At 65.9% G+C, this 17320-nt stretch carries 17 protein-coding genes, 1 pseudogene and 1 riboswitch; of the genes and pseudogenes, 4 read left to right on the top strand and 14 right to left on the bottom strand.

Annotated features, from left to right (window positions below; all coding sequences use genetic code 11):
- Nucleotides 1–101: 101 nt before the first annotated feature.
- The 4 genes and pseudogenes from JK358_RS00520 to JK358_RS40750 all read right to left on the bottom strand — a co-directional run.
- Entirely contained in the window at nucleotides 102–407 is a 306-nt protein-coding gene (locus JK358_RS00520; protein ID WP_201942021.1) for a hypothetical protein, read from the bottom strand.
- 25 nt (nucleotides 408–432) lie between these two features.
- Nucleotides 433–876, bottom strand: coding sequence for an SUKH-3 domain-containing protein (locus JK358_RS00515; RefSeq protein ID WP_201942018.1), 444 nt, complete (start codon nucleotides 874–876; stop codon nucleotides 433–435).
- A gap of 303 nt (nucleotides 877–1179) precedes the next feature.
- Complete coding sequence (locus JK358_RS40755; protein WP_504739699.1) at nucleotides 1180–1707, bottom strand: SUKH-4 family immunity protein; 528 nt, start codon at nucleotides 1705–1707, stop codon at nucleotides 1180–1182.
- Nucleotides 1708–1804: 97 nt separating this feature from the next.
- A pseudogene (locus tag JK358_RS40750) lies at nucleotides 1805–2512 on the bottom strand (toxin glutamine deamidase domain-containing protein); the annotation flags it as partial.
- Between the two features lie 1540 nt (nucleotides 2513–4052).
- Between JK358_RS40750 and JK358_RS00505 the strand changes: the two are divergent.
- Nucleotides 4053–5252 carry an IS110 family RNA-guided transposase gene (locus tag JK358_RS00505; protein ID WP_201942012.1) on the top strand — a complete coding sequence of 400 codons (1200 nt, stop codon included), beginning with the start codon at nucleotides 4053–4055 and terminating at the stop codon, nucleotides 5250–5252.
- On the opposite strand, the gene JK358_RS00500 is transcribed toward JK358_RS00505, so the two are convergent.
- The 8 genes from JK358_RS00500 to JK358_RS00465 all read right to left on the bottom strand — a co-directional run bounded on the left by JK358_RS00500 (nucleotide 5173) and on the right by JK358_RS00465 (nucleotide 12911).
- Nucleotides 5173–7563 (bottom strand): WXG100-like domain-containing protein, encoded by a 2391-nt coding sequence (locus JK358_RS00500; protein WP_201942008.1) that lies wholly within the window; start codon nucleotides 7561–7563, stop codon nucleotides 5173–5175. The two genes, JK358_RS00505 and JK358_RS00500, sit on opposite strands and share 80 nt — an antisense overlap.
- A gap of 15 nt (nucleotides 7564–7578) precedes the next feature.
- Nucleotides 7579–7887, bottom strand: a complete 309-nt coding sequence (locus JK358_RS00495; protein WP_201942004.1) for a WXG100 family type VII secretion target — start codon at nucleotides 7885–7887, stop codon at nucleotides 7579–7581.
- Complete coding sequence (locus JK358_RS00490; RefSeq protein ID WP_201942003.1) at nucleotides 7884–8315, bottom strand: YbaB/EbfC family nucleoid-associated protein; 432 nt, start codon at nucleotides 8313–8315, stop codon at nucleotides 7884–7886. Before JK358_RS00490 ends, JK358_RS00495 begins: the two co-directional genes overlap by 4 nt.
- A gap of 5 nt (nucleotides 8316–8320) precedes the next feature.
- On the bottom strand, nucleotides 8321–8995 hold the full coding sequence (locus JK358_RS00485; protein WP_201942000.1) for a hypothetical protein: 675 nt from the start codon (nucleotides 8993–8995) through the stop codon (nucleotides 8321–8323).
- A gap of 52 nt (nucleotides 8996–9047) precedes the next feature.
- Complete coding sequence (locus tag JK358_RS00480; RefSeq protein ID WP_201941997.1) at nucleotides 9048–10967, bottom strand: hypothetical protein; 1920 nt, start codon at nucleotides 10965–10967, stop codon at nucleotides 9048–9050.
- Between the two features lie 4 nt (nucleotides 10968–10971).
- A complete protein-coding gene (locus tag JK358_RS00475; protein ID WP_201941993.1) occupies nucleotides 10972–11334 on the bottom strand; it encodes a hypothetical protein in 363 nt (120 codons plus the stop codon).
- Entirely contained in the window at nucleotides 11331–11642 is a 312-nt protein-coding gene (locus tag JK358_RS00470) for a hypothetical protein (RefSeq protein WP_201941989.1), read from the bottom strand. The genes JK358_RS00475 and JK358_RS00470 overlap by 4 nt, the downstream gene beginning before the upstream one ends.
- Nucleotides 11643–11813: 171 nt before the next feature.
- Entirely contained in the window at nucleotides 11814–12911 is a 1098-nt protein-coding gene (locus tag JK358_RS00465) for a CaiB/BaiF CoA transferase family protein (RefSeq protein ID WP_201941986.1), read from the bottom strand.
- Nucleotides 12912–13118: 207 nt separating this feature from the next.
- Here JK358_RS00465 and JK358_RS00460 point away from each other — a divergent pair, with 207 nt between their 5' ends.
- Complete coding sequence (locus JK358_RS00460; protein ID WP_201941983.1) at nucleotides 13119–13601, top strand: DUF456 domain-containing protein; 483 nt, start codon at nucleotides 13119–13121, stop codon at nucleotides 13599–13601.
- Here JK358_RS00460 and JK358_RS00455 read toward each other — a convergent pair.
- Complete coding sequence (locus JK358_RS00455) at nucleotides 13598–14470, bottom strand: amidohydrolase family protein (RefSeq protein WP_201941980.1); 873 nt, start codon at nucleotides 14468–14470, stop codon at nucleotides 13598–13600. The genes JK358_RS00460 and JK358_RS00455 overlap by 4 nt on opposite strands.
- 75 nt (nucleotides 14471–14545) lie before the next feature.
- Nucleotides 14546–15958, bottom strand: coding sequence for an FAD-dependent oxidoreductase (locus tag JK358_RS00450; protein WP_201941977.1), 1413 nt, complete (start codon nucleotides 15956–15958; stop codon nucleotides 14546–14548).
- Nucleotides 15959–16246: 288 nt separating this feature from the next.
- Here JK358_RS00450 and JK358_RS00445 point away from each other — a divergent pair, with 288 nt between their 5' ends.
- Both JK358_RS00445 and JK358_RS00440 read left to right on the top strand, forming a co-directional pair.
- Nucleotides 16247–16684, top strand: a complete 438-nt coding sequence (locus JK358_RS00445; protein WP_201941974.1) for an Rv0361 family membrane protein — start codon at nucleotides 16247–16249, stop codon at nucleotides 16682–16684.
- 53 nt (nucleotides 16685–16737) lie between these two features.
- Nucleotides 16738–16851: riboswitch (SAM riboswitch) on the top strand.
- A 14-nt stretch (nucleotides 16852–16865) separates the two neighbouring features.
- Nucleotides 16866–17288 carry a rhodanese-like domain-containing protein gene (locus tag JK358_RS00440; RefSeq protein WP_201941971.1) on the top strand — a complete coding sequence of 141 codons (423 nt, stop codon included), beginning with the start codon at nucleotides 16866–16868 and terminating at the stop codon, nucleotides 17286–17288.
- The last annotated feature ends 32 nt before the right edge of the window (nucleotides 17289–17320 follow it).

Here is a 17320-nt window from a genome sequence, read left to right as displayed (position 1 = left end):
ACCAGACCTCGGAGGGAGCGCCGTCCGGGTCGTGTGGTTGTCGACGCCGGCCTCGTTCGGCATGCCGAAGTATGTGGCGCCGCCAGGATCCACATCGGTGCTCATTCGGGCAGTTCAGATGGTTCCGCGCCGTCCTCGTAGAGGTAGGCGTACAGCTGCTGCAGAAAGGTGTAGAGGTGGTTCTCGTCGTCGAATTCGACATAGGTGAGGCGATACCACTCATCTGTATCGAGGCTTCGCTCGCGGAGCAGCTGGGCGAATTCTGAGCGGATCTGGTCGGCCCGATCGTCTCTACGCCCCAGGGCCAGTTCGCGAACTGTCGGGAAATCGGAGATTGTCTCGGTGTGAAGCGCACCGCTGATGAACTTGCGGAACTGATCGTCCACGCTTGTCGGCTCCTGTTCCAAGCACGACGCCTGCGGTCGAATCGGTCTACTCGGCGTCGACGGGAACGGGCGATTTGCCGAGGATCAGAGACTCGAGCGCATCCGGAATCTTGCCGAACGAAGCGAGCCAATCGGCAACCAGATACAGATCCCCCGACTCGGACATTCCGAGGAAATAGCGGCCCGAGTCGAGTTCGCCGACGGGTGCGATCGACTCACCTATAACATCCGCCCACTCGGCGAATCTGTCATCCTCGCCATCTGCCAGCATGGGGTCCAACTCGAAAGGCTCACGGGCGGAGGTGATCCCGGGGCCGGAGATGTCCACGACCAACCCGCCGAACTCCATGAGAAACCGGTCCGCAACTGCGTTCCATTGGAATCCATTGCGTTCCAAGGCTTCTCGCCAAGGGCCGGTGTCGATCTGCCGCCCCGGCGACCATCCCGAAGCGCGCAGGACTTCTTCGGTCTCCTTCGTGAACAGTGTCATTGTCATTTCCCGTCGTCGGTGATGAAGTCCAGCGAATAATGGTCCCGCAGAGGCTTACAGCTCTTGCAGGGCCCAACCGGATAGCCATGCCTCGGGTGGCGCCGTGAAAACCTCCCCGGTCGCCAGTCGGATTCCCGCGGCAACGGCTGGGCGATTCTTCGAAGGCGTCCACGGCACGCACTCGTCCACTTCCCGCTGTGTCGCGTCGAGGAGTTCGCTGTCAGCGAGCTCATTCCAGCGTCCATCCGATTCGCTGACCGGCGTCTCATGCTCCGTGGACGTCTCGGCCGTAGCGTCGAGGGGCTACTCCTGGAACGTCCCCTGGGTCGGCCAGGTCCCGTCCTGGGACCGGCGCCAATCGGTCCAGGACACCACTCTGGCCATCATCGACCCGGTGGGCTGGTAGGCCAGGGTGTTCTTGTCGATTGTCAGCGAGGTCTCGGTGGCTGGGGTCGGGGGTTGGGTCAGAGTTTCGGTCCGGACCAGGTATTGGATCGTGTCCGAGTTCTCCTGTGCGAGTTGAACTGTGACCGTGGTTCGGGGTGGATGGATCTGTCGACCCGTCGGTGGCAGGCCGGAGTGTTTGGTTCGGATGTAGTCCTCCGCCACCATTTTCGTCGACCAACTCGGGTACTCGATGACCACGCCCGTCGAGGAATCGATCACCAGGTTCGTGAGACCCAGTCCCTGACCCGAGTCGATCTGATCCTGAGTGAGTTTCGGCTGGCAGATCCAGCCCTCGGGGAATGGATGGATCCACCATTCCTGGCGAGTGGGGAAGAGTTGCTCCAGGTACTGCTGGGTTTGTTCCCGGGTGTCCAGCGGGGGCATGCGCGGCTCCTGCCTCGGAGGGGTTGGTCATGAACATCAGCCGGCTTGAACCCTCGACCAGTGATTTCGGCGGATGAGCGGAATACGTTCCGGCTTGCGGATCCCACCACACCGGGCCTGCGGCATCGTGCGGGAACACGATGACGGTCGCGTGGGTGCTGGAGATGACCGGTGTCCCATCGGGGTGGAACAGTGGCTGACCGGTGGCCGGATCGGTGGCATGCCAGCCGTTGACTACCAGCGCTGATGAGCCGGGACCAAGGTCCTGAACCCAGTCGTGCAGGGCGGTGAACTGCTTGTCCACCGGCAGGCCGTGCTGGTTGAAGTTCTCCCAGCTGCCACCGAGGAAATCCGCGGCGCGTTGCAGACCTGCGTGCTCGCCGGTTTGCGTGTCGAACCGGCCGTCGGGCAACTGGTCCGGCCAGCGCGCCAGTCCCACCTGCGGATCGCCGTGGAATGACGAAATCGCCGCCAAAGAACTGACCAGGCAATTGTTTCCACGACCCAGTTGGCCCGGACCGCCGTCGTTGATCAGCTGTCCGTACGGGTTGAACCGAGGATCGGCGCCGACACGGAATTGGTTGCCATCGCGCAGCGCATCCTCGACGGAGTGCTGATAGGCAGGGTCCTCGAGACTCTGCAACCGGCCTCGGCCGAACCGGTGGCCGTTCTCCAGCCCCTCGAATCGAGCGGGTGTGTTGGCCTTGGCGATGTCATTGCTGAGCTGGCGAATTTCCCCAGGGGAGAAACCGTTTCGCGCAGGCTCTCCGGACAGGCCGAGGTGTTCGCGAAGCCGCTGGGCCATCGCGTCGGGATGATTGGCCGGGTGCCAGGGGCCCGGAGCGTCGGTGACGTGGATGTTCAGGTTGGCTGCCGCCGGATCCTGGGTGTGGACGAGGTCTACGAGGATGCGGTCGCCGGAGAGCAGGGGCTGGCCGTGGTTGAAGGCCAGATCTGTTGCCAGTTGGGCCTTTTCCCAGACCTGCGCGACGTGTTCGGGGGTGACGGAGCCGTCGAAGGTGACGTGCACCTTGATGGAGGTCACGGCTACGGGGCCGCCCGGAGCGTCGGGGTAGCGGCGGAAGTCGTAGGCGGGCTTGGCATTCGGGGTGCGGTCGGTGGGTACGGGGGTGGTGCGGCCGTGTTCGGGTGGTTGGGTGCGGTACCACTCTCGGGCCTGGCGGACCTGCTGAGCCTGATGCAGTTCGCGCGGGGAAGGGGCGGGCGGCTGGTGGGAAGTCTGTTGGGTGACGGGGATATCGGGGTGGGGGGTTGCCCGAGGGGCCGCACTGTCGACCGGCGCACGGTCCTGTGGCGCGGGCCGGGCCTCGTGCGGCGTGGGCTGCTGAGGATGCGGCGACGGTTGTTGCGCGTGCGGTATGGGTTGCTGGGCGTGCGGGCCTGGTTGTTGCGCGTGCGGTGGGGGCTGTTGGGGGTGCGGATTCGATTGCACCGGTTGCGGATCCGGTGCGGTGGTGCGGGCCTCGGGTGCGCGTGCATCCTGCGGGGGCGGTACGTGCTCCACGGGGTGGGTGTGCGGTGCGGGCAAATTCAGGGAGATGTTCGTGGGGGGTTTCTGCGCGACCGGGGCCGTGTCGGGAGTGTGCGGTGTCGACTGCACTGGGGATGCATCCGAATGCACGGGAGCCGGGTCAGGGAGGTGCGGGACCGTTTGCACCGGAGGGGTTTCGGCGTGCGGCAGCGGTGATACCGGTGCGGCACCGTTGTTTTCGGTGTGAGTGTCGCTTCGTAGCGGGTTCGGTGTGTCCGGGATCGGATGCGAGGAAACGGGTGCGGACTCGTTCGCGGGCCGGTCGAGGTGGGGCGCGTTCGAGGCGAAGGAGTCGTGGACGCCGAAGCGGGGATTCTCCAGATGGGCGAAGTTCGGGTTGTAGACGGGTTCGCCGACCCGGGTCGACAGGACGCCGCCGTTGGCGTCGTACATGGTCTCGCGCGGCCAGACGCGGTAGACGGAATCTCCGGAAATACCTCCGGGAGCGAGGATTTCGGCTTCCTGATGGCTGCCGGTGTTGTATCGGCTGTGCGCGGTCGCGTCGTGGTAGGTGGCATCGACGTCGATGCCGTGCGGGGTGTACAGCTCATTGGGGCACCATCCCTTCTGCAACCCGAACAGATAGGGTTGTTGTCTCTCGGTTCCGGTGGGTGCATGGCCTTGTCCGCGTGCCATCAGATGGCCAGCATGAGTTCTGCCAGCCCCGCCGGACCGAGGGCCGCAGACCGGCATCAGGGACATGCCCCGCAGACGCAGAGGGCCGATCAATGAGCTTCCGGCGACGGCCCTCGCTTCCGACGAGGCAGCGCATCGACCTCGAAGGAGATTGTTGGTGTTCGCCGGCTGGGATTGGGGCACTGCCGCCCATGACGTGACCGTGATCGATGACGCTGGCGGGAAGGTCGAGCGATTCGCGCTGCCTCACACCGAAGACGGCATCGCGCGAGCGTTGATGCGACTGGCCGCTCACGGTGATCCCGGCCAGTTGCCGGTCGCCATCGAGACCAGCCGAGGGCTTGTCGTGGATCGGTTGCTGGCCGCCGGGCATCCGGTGATCCCTGTGCATCCCAATGCTTTCCACGCTGTCCGGCCCCGCTGGGGCGCTGCCCGCGCCAAGAACGACCCCGGCGATTCGTTCAAGCTGGCCGACTACATCCGCACCGATATCCACCGCCTGCCGATCCTGGCCCCGACACTGCCCGAAACCCTGGAACTGCAGGCGCTGACCCGCCAACGCGGCGATCAGCTGGGGATGCGCATTGCTGCGGTCAACCGGCTCGCCGCGCTGCTGGACGCCCACTGGCCCGGCGGCAAAACCATCTTCGCCAAGCTGCACTCGCCGATCGCCCTGAACTTCCTCGACCGATACCCCAATCCTGACGCCGCCGCGGCAATCACCGCGGCCCGCCTCGAAACGTTCTGCCGCCGCCACAGCTACACCGGCCGGCGCACCGGCAACGAGCTCCTGGCCCGGCTCAACGCCGCACCACGCCCCGCCAGCCGCCTCGGGCAACCGGTCATCGCTCAGCTGATCCGGTCCCAGGTCGCCGTGGTGCGTTCGCTGCAGACCAGCCTCGACCACCTCGATGCCGTGATCGCAGACGCTGTCGCTACCCACCCCTATGCCCAGTTGTTTGCCGGACTTCCCCGCGTCGGCGTGCTCAACCTGGCCCAGATCATCGGTGAGGTCGGCCCAATCCTGGAGCGCGCCAACAGTTTCGACCAGCTCACCGCCGAGACCGGTATCGCTCCGGTCACCCGATCTTCCGGCAAAACCCACACCGTCGCGTTCCGGCACGCCAGCAACCACCACGCCCGCCAAGCACTGATCAGCTGGATCGACAACAGCCGCCGCGCGAGCCCGTGGGCCGAACAGCGCTACACCGCCGCCCGCCAACGCGGTCAACGACACCCCCACGCCATCCGCACCCTCGGCCGCGCCTGGCTGCGCATCATCTGGGCCTGCTGGCGCACCAAAACCCCCTACAGACCCACCGAACACCAACCGGCCCAACAACCCATCGCCGCATGAAGGTTGACTCAGGGAACTCATGCATGAACCGGGTCTGCCGGTAGCCACCGCCGGGGAGTCGTTCCACCTCGCCCGCGTCGGCCATTCGTGCCAGAGTTTCGCCCGATACCTGGTGCTGGTCGCGCAGGATCGTGTGTTCGGGACTTCGTGACAGTGATACGAAGCCGTCTTTCGTGGCATTGCCGACGTGAGCGCCGATGTTCAGATTGCTGGGATCGCGGGGGGCGAAACCGCCACCGAACATTTCGGGGCCACGCGAATCCATCCGGAACAGAGCGTTGTTGGATGCCAGGTAGGCGTCATCGGGACTCTGGTCCCGCCACATCGGCACCAGGCCGTCGCCGTCGTAGTTGACCACGATCTTGTCGGGGTCGATGGGCGACACCGCCTCGTTCAGCGCGTGCTCGGGCATGGAACGGGTGAGAGTGCTCGGCAATTCGGCGTCGGGGCTGCCCGCGCGGAACGGTTGAGGTTCGATGCTTTCGTAATTCGCCCGGTTGAAGGGGTTGGCGTTGTGTCCTTCGAGAACCTCGTTCAGGTAGTTCGAGGTGAGCTTTTTCGGAGTCGGAGCAAGTTCCGGATCATCCGGAACAGCGCGGTGCTGGCCGGGGACGCCCGGATCGTGCGTGACGGGTCCGGTGGCCGGCGCGTTTTCGAGGTGCGGTTCATTGCCCGGCTGCTCGCTGTCCGCTGGCTGTCTCGGATCATGTTCCGGGGCAGCGGGTTCCGGCATCCGGTCGGTTGAGGGTTCCGGGGCACGGTCCGCTGCCGGTCTCGGATTGGCTTGTGGTGCTTCGGTGCGTGGCGGAGTCTCGGCCCGATTGTTCACCGGGGCTTGGGTTTCCGGCCTGGTCGAGGTGTCGGGCAGGGTCCGGGCCGGTGCCGTCGGAACCTGTCGATCGGCTATCGGCGAGGCGTTGCCGTGTGTCGAAGTACCCGGTGCGGATGCTGGTCCGCGATCGACCACGGTTGCCCCGGGCTGGCTCGTGGCCGGGTTGCCGCCGCTAAGGGTCGCACCGGCAGGTGCGGCGGTGACAGGTGCCGCACCTGCCGGTGCGGCACTCGCGGGCGCCGGGCCGGCGGGCGAGGCACTCACGGGCGCGGCGGCAGCCGGTGCGGATGAACCCGGCGCGGATGAACCCGGCTGCGGCGCCTGAACCGAATCAGGTTGGGCCACAACCTGGTTGCCGTGGTTCGCCGCAACTGTCGTGGTCGGTGCGGCCTCGGCTATCGGTGCGGTGGCCGCAACCGAAACGGTATCGCCGGCATCCGGGTGCGGACCTGCGGCAGGCTGTGCGCCATCGCTGGCCGCGCCGCCGGAGTCCTTGACGGGCCCCGCCTGTGAAGCCGCATCGATCACCGAATCACCGTGCGCGGCAACGGGTTTTCCGATGAATCCGCCGCCTACGCCGTGTGACACGGCGGTGAGGTCGATGGGTCTGTCGGTGGTGATGCCGATCGCGGTCGCCGCGGCGGCATTACCGAGCAGATTGCCCGGGATCTGTGCCGCGCCGACCGTCGCGACCTGCGTGAGACCGCTCGAGTTGGTCAATCCCGGTGCGAGGCCGACTGCTACGCGCTCGCCGAGCGTGCCCGCGATCGAACCGGCGACAGCACCCGCGCCCGTGGACAGGAACAGTGAACCGACATTGAAGTTCTCACGGCCGTTGCTCGCCAACTGAATGCCCTGAACGCCCGCGTCGAGACCGCCGCCGATGCCCGCACCGATCAGAGCCTGTTTGACGATTGTCTGCGCGATCGTCTGGTCGACGACCTTCTCGCCCATCTTGACCGTCGACCACAGGGTCGCGCGCTCCAGCGCGAAAGCCGCGCCCCGTACACCGAGTTTGGCGATCAACTTCTGCACCGCCATCCGGATCGCGAAACGAACCGCGTTCAACGCCACCATATCGACGACGGCACCGACCGGCGTGAAGGCCATGGCTGCGATCACCAGTATCGACCCGTAGATGGTGAGCTTGGTGTACTCGATATCGGTGGCACCCTGTTTCAGCTGACCCTCGTAGGATCTGCAGAGGGTGATCAGCTTGTGCAGTTCGCTGTTCTCACCGCCGGCCGTCTGGGCCCAGAACGAGGCCATGGCAACGCTGATCCGGCCGTCGATGTTGGTCTGCGCGGCGAGCATCGCCTGATTCGCCGGGTCCTGCAGCTGCTCCAGCGCATCGGCCATATCGGCCCAGTGCCCGGCGGCTCGGCGCATGGCGTCTTCGTCGCCCTCGGGCCAATGGCCGACGAGGAAGTCGGCCAGGAAGCCCAGCGGCCCTGGCAGATCCGGGAACCACAGTGTCATTCGTCGGACTCCGGGTTACTTCGGGATCTGGTCGGCGTTGTGCCGGTCCTGATTCTGCAGAGCATCGGCGGTGGTCGTGATGTTGTCGCCGGTGGTCCTCATGAGGGTTTCGAACGCGGCCAGTCTGGTGAGGACAATGTCGACTTCGTTCGGTTTGTAATGCTCTTCGAACTTCTCGCCGGGATGATCCGAACCCCAGCACTTCCCCTCGGACTCGAGGCCCGGTTTCAGACTTCCCAGCGCGGTGTGCATGGCATCACCCAATTGCGCGAACAACGGCGACACCGAACGCAACCCGTCGGGATCGACCCACAGACTCGTCACCGCTGCTGTCCTCCTTCGGTGAATTCGGCACGCAGCAGCCGCAGGCTCGGCGCACCGGGCATCATCTCGTCCAGGTCAGGCATGCCTTCGACAATCGACGTGAGCGGAGCCAGCATCCGCTGGCGGACTGTCGCCACGGCCTCCATCGCACCGTGAATCGCGGAGCCGAGTTCGGCCGCAAGCTGTTTCGGCGTGCATCGTGCGAAAGCGTCATCGGTGATGGTGACTTCGACAACCTGCCCATCCGAATTCACCGTCACCCGAGCCAGGTCGCTCGGTGTCGTCGCATGCACCTTCAACGCGGCGAGATCGCGATTGATATCCGCCAATTCGGCCACCCCCCGGTCGAAGTCGGCCTGCAGGCCGTCGACCACCGTGCGCAGATGAGCATTGGCTTCTTGAACCTGATCCCTCTCCCACTGTTCCATGCCGGCTACGCCTTATCCGGTGGTGCGTCGCCGGTGCGCTGGGCTTCGCGGTACTGCTCCCACCAATCTGCGAGATGCTCGCTGCGGAGCTCATAGCCATCCCTCGTGTAGAGGTTGATCAGTAGGTCCCAGCCCTGTGCGCAGACTTGCTCAAGGACTTCGCGACCGGAAACCGTGCGGCGCAGCCAGGGATTGGTGTCCGGGGGCAGATGCCCGGCGGATGTGTAGACCACTACGGCGGTGCTGGTGGGCACATGCTTCAGCGGCCAGCCGCGTGCACCGGTGGGATCGTCCTCCGGCAGCACGATGATGAGCTCGCTGCGCAGGAACGAGTCCATGAACTGCCCGAGATTGGCGAAACCGTAGTCCAAGCGCCAAATCGTCAGCTCGAATCCGGTGGTGATGTCGCGCTTCGAATAGGCTCGCGTCGGGACGAATTCGGGATTCAGCCAGGTTTCCGCAATATCGCCTGCCTCCCCGGCCCGCCAGCCACCGATCACATTCGCCTTGCCGAGCTTCGACTCGTCGACGGTAGGGTCGACAAAGTACTCCCAACGGCCGGGATTCGCCGCCGCCCACTCGTATGTGCTCGCTTCAGGTTTCGGCAGCACCGGAATGTCCTCGCCCGGTACATCGGACAGGTACAACTTCCGCCGCTTGGCCAGGTTGCTCAGGTTCACCGCTGTTCCTTCCCGTGCTCGGCGGCCATGACTGCGCGCGATCCGCGGACCATCACCGTCCACCCAAATCGATTTCGATCTTCACGCCGTTGGTGGATGGGGCCGGTGGTGTCGAGTTCTCCGAAGTGATGCTGAACGCCATCTCGGTCGCCACCTCCTCCGTGTTCGGGGCCGGTGTGGTCCCACCGCTGTCCGCAGCCGTGTCCCACAACGGTTTCGGCGGCATGATGCTGCTCGCCCGATGCTCGGACTCCGCGGCGCCGCCACCGCCTGCCGCGCCCATGCCGCCCATGGCGGGCATGCCGCCCATCGCCATGCCGGACGAACTCGACGCGACCGTCGAGGCGGCGCTCGTGGATGAATCACTCGAGGTGCTCACGCCTGCGGCCGTCGTATTGTGTGAATCTGTCGCTGCCGCAACGGTTTCAGCGGGTGCGTCCGTGGTCTCGTCGCTGTGGGTCAGATACGGTAGGCCGTTCTGGATGCCCAGCGTGTACTTCTGCGCCTTGCCGTCGGTGCCCGTGACCGTCGCGGTCAACGCGCCGTTGGTTGTCTGCGCCAGGGACAACGTGTTACCGCCCACCGTGAACGTGACCGGATTCGAGGTGGTCCCGATTCCGGTTCCGGTGCCTGCGTTCGTCGTGAGCTGGGTCAGATTCTGTTGCAGCGCGGTACTTGCCGCCTGCACGGTCTCCGCGCCTTTGCTGAGCAGGCTCGACACACCAGACAGCAGCGTGGACACATTCGTGGTCGAGGGGTTCGTGGTCACCGGGTTGCCGGTGTTCGGGTTGTTGGTGACCGGGTTGTTGTCGGCGGGGGCAGCGGCGACCGGATTCACACTTGCCGCGGTGGTGTCCGCCGGTGTGGTTCCGGCCGGGGACGTCCCGCCCGGAGACGCCGGAACGTAGCCCGGGTTCTCGTCGTTCGGAACTGGTGCTTTGTCGATCTCGCCCACGCTGGCCAGCTTGTCGGAGAGGGTCGCCAGATATGCCTTGACGGCTGTGTCGGTATCGCTGCACAGAGTGCCGTACGCGCTGAAGTAGCCTTCCGCGCTTTCCCGGAAGTGCTGGGTCCATTCGATGCACAGGCCCTGTGCGACCTGGTCGAACAGTGTCTTCCCCAGACCATCGTCGCCGCGGTAGACGTTCCCCTTGTGCGGAAGGTAATGCGGCAGCCGCTCGCGGGCTCCCAATACGCCTTGGTCGGCCAGGATTTGGATGCGCATTCGCACGGTGTCGCCGATACCGCGCGCGGCCGCGTAGTTGATGATCATCGACACGTCGTCGGTGTCTTCCGCGCCATCGTTCCCGCCGCTGTTGGCCGCGCCGAGGAAGGTGCCGTTGCTCATGTCGACGCCGTTGATGCGGGTGACACCGTTCAATGTGCCGAAGGCGTTCGCCTTCTGCTGCAGACAGATTTTTATCCCGTCGACCGCCGCGGTGATGATCGCGGGCAGCGAGTTCAGCTCGCTCAGCGCCGACGCCGACCAGGTTCCGAATTCGGTCAAGCTGTCCTGTGCCGCGGTACCGGATGGTCCCTGCCAGTACCCGGCGAGCTGCCGGGTGGCCTGCTGCTGACCGTCGTACGCCTGCTGCATGGTGCCCTGTGCGCCCGCGATGGACTGACCGGCGGCGTAGAGCTTGTTCAGATTCATATCGGACTGCTGCATGTACAGCCGACCGATTTCGCTCTTCGACTGCAGGGCACCGGTTTTGACGGCCCCGTCGGCGAGCACATAGCGGTCGTAGACGAGGTGGAACCAGTCCAGCGCACCCTTCTGGGCCTCGAGTATGTCGCTTGCGTTCTGCGTGAGATCGAAGTTTCCGGCGGTCGCCGCGATATGGGTACCGGCGGGCATCCCGCTCTTGCCATAGCCGCCCCATACGGCGGAACGGTTGTCGCCGCTGCCCGCGACATCCATCCAGCCCGCACCGGCGGTGTCACCCAAGCCGATCTTGGTGTTCTCGGCCATGCGCTCAGCCTTCGTTGGTCGGCTGGTGCCCCAGCACCAGACCACCCTGATCAGTCACCGTGATCGCGCTGATCTCGGTCGAGAAATTCGCATCCGTGTACTGGATGTCGGTCGCGCACTTCCGGAGGATGCTCTCGTAGGTCGCGCAGGCCCGGTACCAGCTGTTGACCGTCTCGACCACATGCTGATCGAAACCGTCGGCGATGGACTGCCCCTCGACCCGGTATTCGGCACCGAGGTCAGCCGCTTCGAACAGTTTCGGATTCCGCCACGGCTGGAAGACGCCCTTCAGTGCATCGCCGGCGGTCTGGAACGAATTCGCCTGTTGCTGAACACCTTCCGTGTCCATACTCAGCCAGTCGGTCATTCCAGCCACCTCGCCTCGTCCGCCTCGGTCCAGTCGGTGGGCAGCACATACGTGTCCCTGTTCCCGGCACGGAGAGACGCTGCCCGGGCGGCGGCATCCTGGAGCAGCAGGCGTTCACGCTCCGCCTGGGCTCGTTGTTCCTCCGGATCCTGCCGAGTCCCCTCGAACGCATCGGTTCCCGCTGATTCGCCGGGTTCGTCCATCGCCGCGCGCGCCCGCTCGTCGATTTCGATGATTCGGTTTTCCAGGCGCTGGACGGCCGAGCTGTGTTCCTCGGTGATCGCCTCGATTCGGGCAGCCCAGTTCACGATGCCCCCTCCCGTGGATACGTTCCGACCTTGGAGGCTATCTGCCGTGAGTTTGCTCCTCAAGCTCGAAAGCCTGCTCGCACCGTGTGATTGCGCATACCCACGGCTGACCGGGGGCGGAAACGGCGGCGGCGGCATCCGATCGGATGCCGCCGCAGTGGAGTGTGGGTGTCAGTCCGCCCAGACCTGGTCGATCGGGGTGCCCTCGTTGGGGGGTGGGGTCGGGGTGCCCGCCGGGGTGCGGGAGAAGCGGGGGGCGGGGGCGTGCTGGATGACGCCGTCGATGTCGATGAGGCCGGTGCGGGCTTGGATGTGGGGGTTTTGTTCGGCCTCGGTGAAGGTGAGGACGGGGGTGGTGCAGGCGTCGGTGTGTTCGAAGATGGTCCACCACTCGTCGCGGGTCTTGGTTTTGATCTTGTCGGCGAAGAGTTTGCGGAGCTGGTCCTGGCCGTTGGGGTCGAGTTGGTGGGGGAGGCCCTCGGGGGAGATTTCGAGGCCCTGCAGGAATTCGGCGTAGAACTGGGGCTCGATGCAGCCGACTGCCAGGTATTTGCCGTCGGAGGTTTCGTAGGTGTCGTAGAAGGCCATGCCGGTGTCGAGCAGGTTGGTGCCGCGCTCGTCGGACCACAGGCCCATGCCCTTCATGCCCCAGATCATGTGGGAGAGGGCCAATGCGCCGTCGATCATGGCGGCGTCGATGACCTGACCCTTGCCCGAGGACTGACGCTCGACCAGGGCGGCGAGGATGCCGAAGACCAGGAACATGGAGCCGCCGCCGAAGTCGCCGACCATGTTCAGGGGCGGGACGGGGCGTTCGCCCTTGCGGCCGATGGCGTTCAGGACACCGGTCAGGGAGATGTAGTTGATGTCGTGGCCGGCGCGGTCGGACAGCGGGCCGAACTGCCCCCAGCCCGTCATGCGGCCGTAGACCAGCTTCGGATTGCGTTCCAGCGCGACGTCCGGGCCGAGACCCATGCGCTCGGTGACGCCGGGACGGAAGCCCTCCAGCAGCACGTCGGCCTTTTCGATGAGGCCGAGCACCTTCTCGATGTCGGCGGGATCCTTCAGGTTCGCCTCGACGATGGTGCGCCCACGCCACTGCGGCCGCTCCATGAAGCCCGGGAACTGTCCGGCCCGCTGCACCCGCACCACATCCGCGCCGAGATCGGCGAGCAGCAGCGCCGCGTGCGGCCCGGGGCCGATACCGGCCAATTCGACTACACGAATGCCCGCGAGCGGGCCCTGCTTGGCGGTGGATGGAGTGCTCACGCCCTACCTCGGTTCATCGTCGATCCTGCGCACCGGGTCACATGCCGGTGTTGACAGTATGACAATAACTGCGGGCGGGGTGCCCTCACACCCCCGGGCTCGGTGCCGCGCCGGGACCGTCAGCGGGCACCGACACCGGTGTGCGAGACCACCTCCCCGGTGCGGCCGGTTACGCGAGAATCGTGGGAACCGAGTGGAGGAGTCGAAGTGAGCGCAACGGGTGAGGTTCTGGTCGGCCTCGCGATTCTGATCGGGCTGGTGGGGGTCATCGTGCCTGTGCTGCCCGGGGTGCTGTTGATCCTCGCCGCGATCGGGGTGTGGGCGTTCGTCACCGGCGGGACCACCGCGTGGACCGTATTCGCGGTCTGCGCAACGCTTCTCGTGATCACCGGGGTGGTCAAATACACCTGGCCGGGGCGGAAGATGCAGGTGGCGGGGGTGCCGACGCGGTCGATCGTGCTCGGCGCGGTGCTCGGCATCGTCGGGTTCTTCGTGATACCGGTGATCGGGCTGCTGCTGGGATTCGTTCTCGGAGTATATGTTTCGGAACTGCAGCGGCTCGGGAACCATCAGCGGGCGTGGCCGTCGACCATCGAGGCGCTCAAGGGCGTCGGGCTGTCGATTCTGGTCGAACTGTTCGGCGCGCTGCTGGCGGCCGGCATCTGGCTGGCCGCCGCGATCGTGGTCTAGCGGCGGTCGATACGCGGCAGCGGGAGCGTCGGCGGAGGCGGCAGCGGTAGTTCCGAACGGCGCAGCCGCAGCGTCGGCGCTTGCGAAGCATCAAGGCGCAGAGTCGGATTCGGGTCTTCGAAGTGGCGTTCCTTGGCGGGCAGGCCGTAGAAGGCGCGGGCGTTGTCCTCGAGGACGCGGTGCAGATCCGGGCCCACGGCGTCGGCGATCAGGTCGACGTCGGAGTCCAGGAACGGCCGCCCGGCGCGGGTGCCCGGCAGGTCGGTGCCGAACATGAGCGCTTCGGGATTCACGGTGTGGATCTTGTGCAGCGCGGACCCGACATCCATGGACACCCGGCCGAAGCCGGACGCCTTCACCTTGGCGCCGCGATCGACCAGATTCAGCAGGTAGGGCAGGCATTCGTCGGACATGCCCATATGGTCGATGGACAGCTTCGGCAGTTTGGTGATCACCGGCTCCAGCGACCCGAGCATGGAGCCGTCGATGTAGAGCTCCACATGCCAGCGCGCGATCTCCCAGGCCCGCAGCGCCAGCATGGTGAGGCCGACGATGTCGCCGCCCGCTCGTTTCAGGTTGAACCGGATGGCCCGGACGCCCGCGAAGTTGAGATCCACGATCTCGTCGTCCTCGGCGTCCGGCGACAGGTTGGTGACTCCGATCCACCCGTCACCGAGCTCGGCCAGCGCCGCGCGCAGGTAGGTCTGATCCGTGCCCTGGAAGGACCCGCTGACCACGGCACCACCGTCGATGTCGAAGCGCGACATGCGCCGCTTGTAATCGGCGATGGTGTACGGGTCGGGCAGGTAGCCCTCGTTCTCGATCAGCGGGAACCGCGGATCGATCAGATGGACATGGGCATCGAACACGTGATCAGCATGCCTCAGAACGGTGACAAGTGCGGAAGTCCTTGTCCGCCTGGTGGATTACTCCCAGGTCAGACCCTACTTGGAAACCTTGTCCGGTTCGGAAGCGCGCAGCATGTCCTCGCGCTCCACGACCTTGACGCGCTCGCGGCCCTCCGGCTCGCCCAGCGCCCGCTCGTGGGCGTCGAGGCGGTACCAGCCGGCCCACGTGGTGAACGGGATGCCCTTGCCCTCCAGGAACCCGGTGACGGCCTCCAACTCCGGCTCGGGGGCCGCGGTGAAGGAGGCGACGTCGTCGAGCAGGCAGGCGATGGTCTCGTTGGCGTCGCCCTTGGTGTGGCCGATGAGGCCGACCGGGCCGCGCTTGATCCAGCCGGTGACGTAGGTCTGCGGCAGGTAGCGGGCCGAACCGTCGGCGTCCTCGTCGATCAGCACGCGACCGGCCTCGTTGGGCACGGTGCCGGCCTGATCGTCGAACGGCAGCGCCGGAATGTTCTGCGATAGGTAGCCGACCGCGCGGTACACGGCCTGGATGTCCCAGTCCTTGAACTCGCCGGTGCCCTTGCAGTTGCCGGTGCCGTCGAGCGAGGTGCGCTCGGTGCGCAGGCCGACGACCTTGCCGTCAGCGTCGCCGAGCACCTCGGCGGGGGACTCGAAGAAGTGCAGGTAGAGCTTGTGCGGGCGGTCGCCGATATCGCGGATGGCCCACTGCTCCAAGGTATTGCAGATCATGTCGACCTGCTTGGAGTGGCGGCGCGCGGCCTCGGAGCCCTCGTCGTAGTCGATGTCCTCGGGATCGACGATGACCTCGATGGTCGGCGAATGATCCAGCTCGCGCAGCTCCAGCGGCGTGAACTTGGCCTGGGCGGGACCGCGGCGGCCGAACACGTGCACCTCGAGGGCCTGGTTGTTCTTCAACCCCTCGTAGACGTTCGGCGGGATCTCGGTGGGCAGCAGTTCGTCACCGGTCTTGGCCAGCACGCGCGCCACGTCCAGGGCGACGTTGCCGACACCGAGGACCGCGACCTTCTTCGCGTCCAGGGGCCAGGTGCGCGGCACGTCGGGGTGCCCGTCGTACCAGGACACGAAGTCCGCGGCGCCGTAGGAGCCGTCGAGCTCGATGCCGGGGATCTCGAGTGCGCGGTCGGCGTTGGCGCCGGTGGAGAAGATGATGGCGTCGTAGAACCGCTGCAGGTCCTCGAGGGTGATGTCGACGCCGTAGTCGATATTGCCGAGCAGGCGGACCTGCGGCTTGTCGAGCACCTTGTGCAGGGCGGTGATGATGCCCTTGATCCGCGGGTGGTCCGGCGCGACGCCGTAGCGGATCAGGCCGAACGGGGCGGGCATCCGCTCGTACAGGTCGATGCTCACGTCGTCGAACCCGGCGGGGGTGTCGGACTTCATCAACGCGTCGGCGGCGTAGATGCCGGCCGGGCCCGCGCCCACGATCGCAATGCGGAGCGGGCGGGTCGCTGCACTCTGTTCGGTCATTCTTACGCGCACCCTTTGGGTCGAAACTATCTTGCCGTCAGCCGTCTTTCTTAGCTTAGGCTAAGTTGACGCCCTGTCTCGGGTGGTGCCTTTCTCTCCGGTACCCCCGACGCTGCAGCGTTGCTGCGTTGGTCTTGCTATTTCCGCTTTCGTGCGGGAATTGTGCCGATTCTATCGGTGAGGCGGACCACCCCTGTTGCGTGGTGTGCGCAATCACGTGCGCGGCCATCCGGTGCCAGAACCGGTGTCGTGGCCCGGACACCCATGTCGAGCAGGCATGATCTACCCATGAGCGACGTCGATGACCAGCCGGTACGGATCGATCAGGGTGAGACCCGGACACTGCTGCCGTTCCTGCTGGCGGCCGGGGTCATCATGGTTGTAATCATCGGAATTGTTATTGCGGCGCTGGTGTCGCCGGCTGAGAAGAATGTCACAGATTCCGATCGGCTGGCCGTCGCGGCCCGCAACTACACCGCATCCCGCACCGGCACCGACGTGCTGGATCCCACCGTCACCTGTCCGGGATTCGACCCGAACCGCGCCCCGCTGAAGGTCCCCACCGGCGAGATGTCGGCGACCTTCGACCTACTGAAGCTGGACGCCGCCGAGGTGAACGGCGATCAGGCCACCGCGCAGGTCACCGTCCGCACCAACGGTGTCGAGTCCACCTCGACCTGGCATTTCGCCCGCACCGACAGGGTCTGGCTGGTCTGCAACAGCTAGCCGGCCGGGCACCGTTTGACAGCCGGGCACCGGTCCGGGCAATCTCAATCGCAGGTCATGAGTACCAGCGCCAAGCCCCGGCTGGCTGGTCGGCAACCCTCCTCCGCGGTGGGGTGCTCCGGGTGACGACCTGGCCCGCATCATCCGTGGTGCGGCAAGTGCGGATTCACAGGAGGTTCGAGTGAGCTACGCGGGTGACATCACGCCGAAGCAGGCGTGGGAACTGTTGCGCGACAATCCGGATGCGGTGCTGGTCGATGTGCGCACCGAGGCCGAATGGCGGTTCGTCGGCGTGCCCGACACCAGCGGCATCGGCCGCCCGACCGCCCTGATCGAGTGGGTGGACTTCTCCGGCACCCGCAATCCGCGGTTCGTGGACCAGCTGAAACAGGCTCTCGCCGACCGGAATTCGGAGTCCGACGCACCGGTCATCTTCATCTGTCGTTCGGGGCAGCGGTCCATCGGTGCGGCCACCACGGCCACCGCCCTGGGTTTCGCGCCGTCCTTCAACGTGGTCGAGGGTTTCGAAGGCGCGCTCGACGCGCAGGGGCACCGCGGTCAGAACGGCTGGCGTGCCGACGGTTTGCCGTGGCGGCAGTCGTGAGCGCGGTCCCGAACTTCCTGGATTGGAGGCAG

The organism is Nocardia acididurans (assembly GCF_016741815.1).
Lineage (GTDB): Bacteria > Actinomycetota > Actinomycetes > Mycobacteriales > Mycobacteriaceae > Nocardia > Nocardia acididurans.
This window is presented reverse-complemented; position numbering and strand designations above follow the sequence as displayed.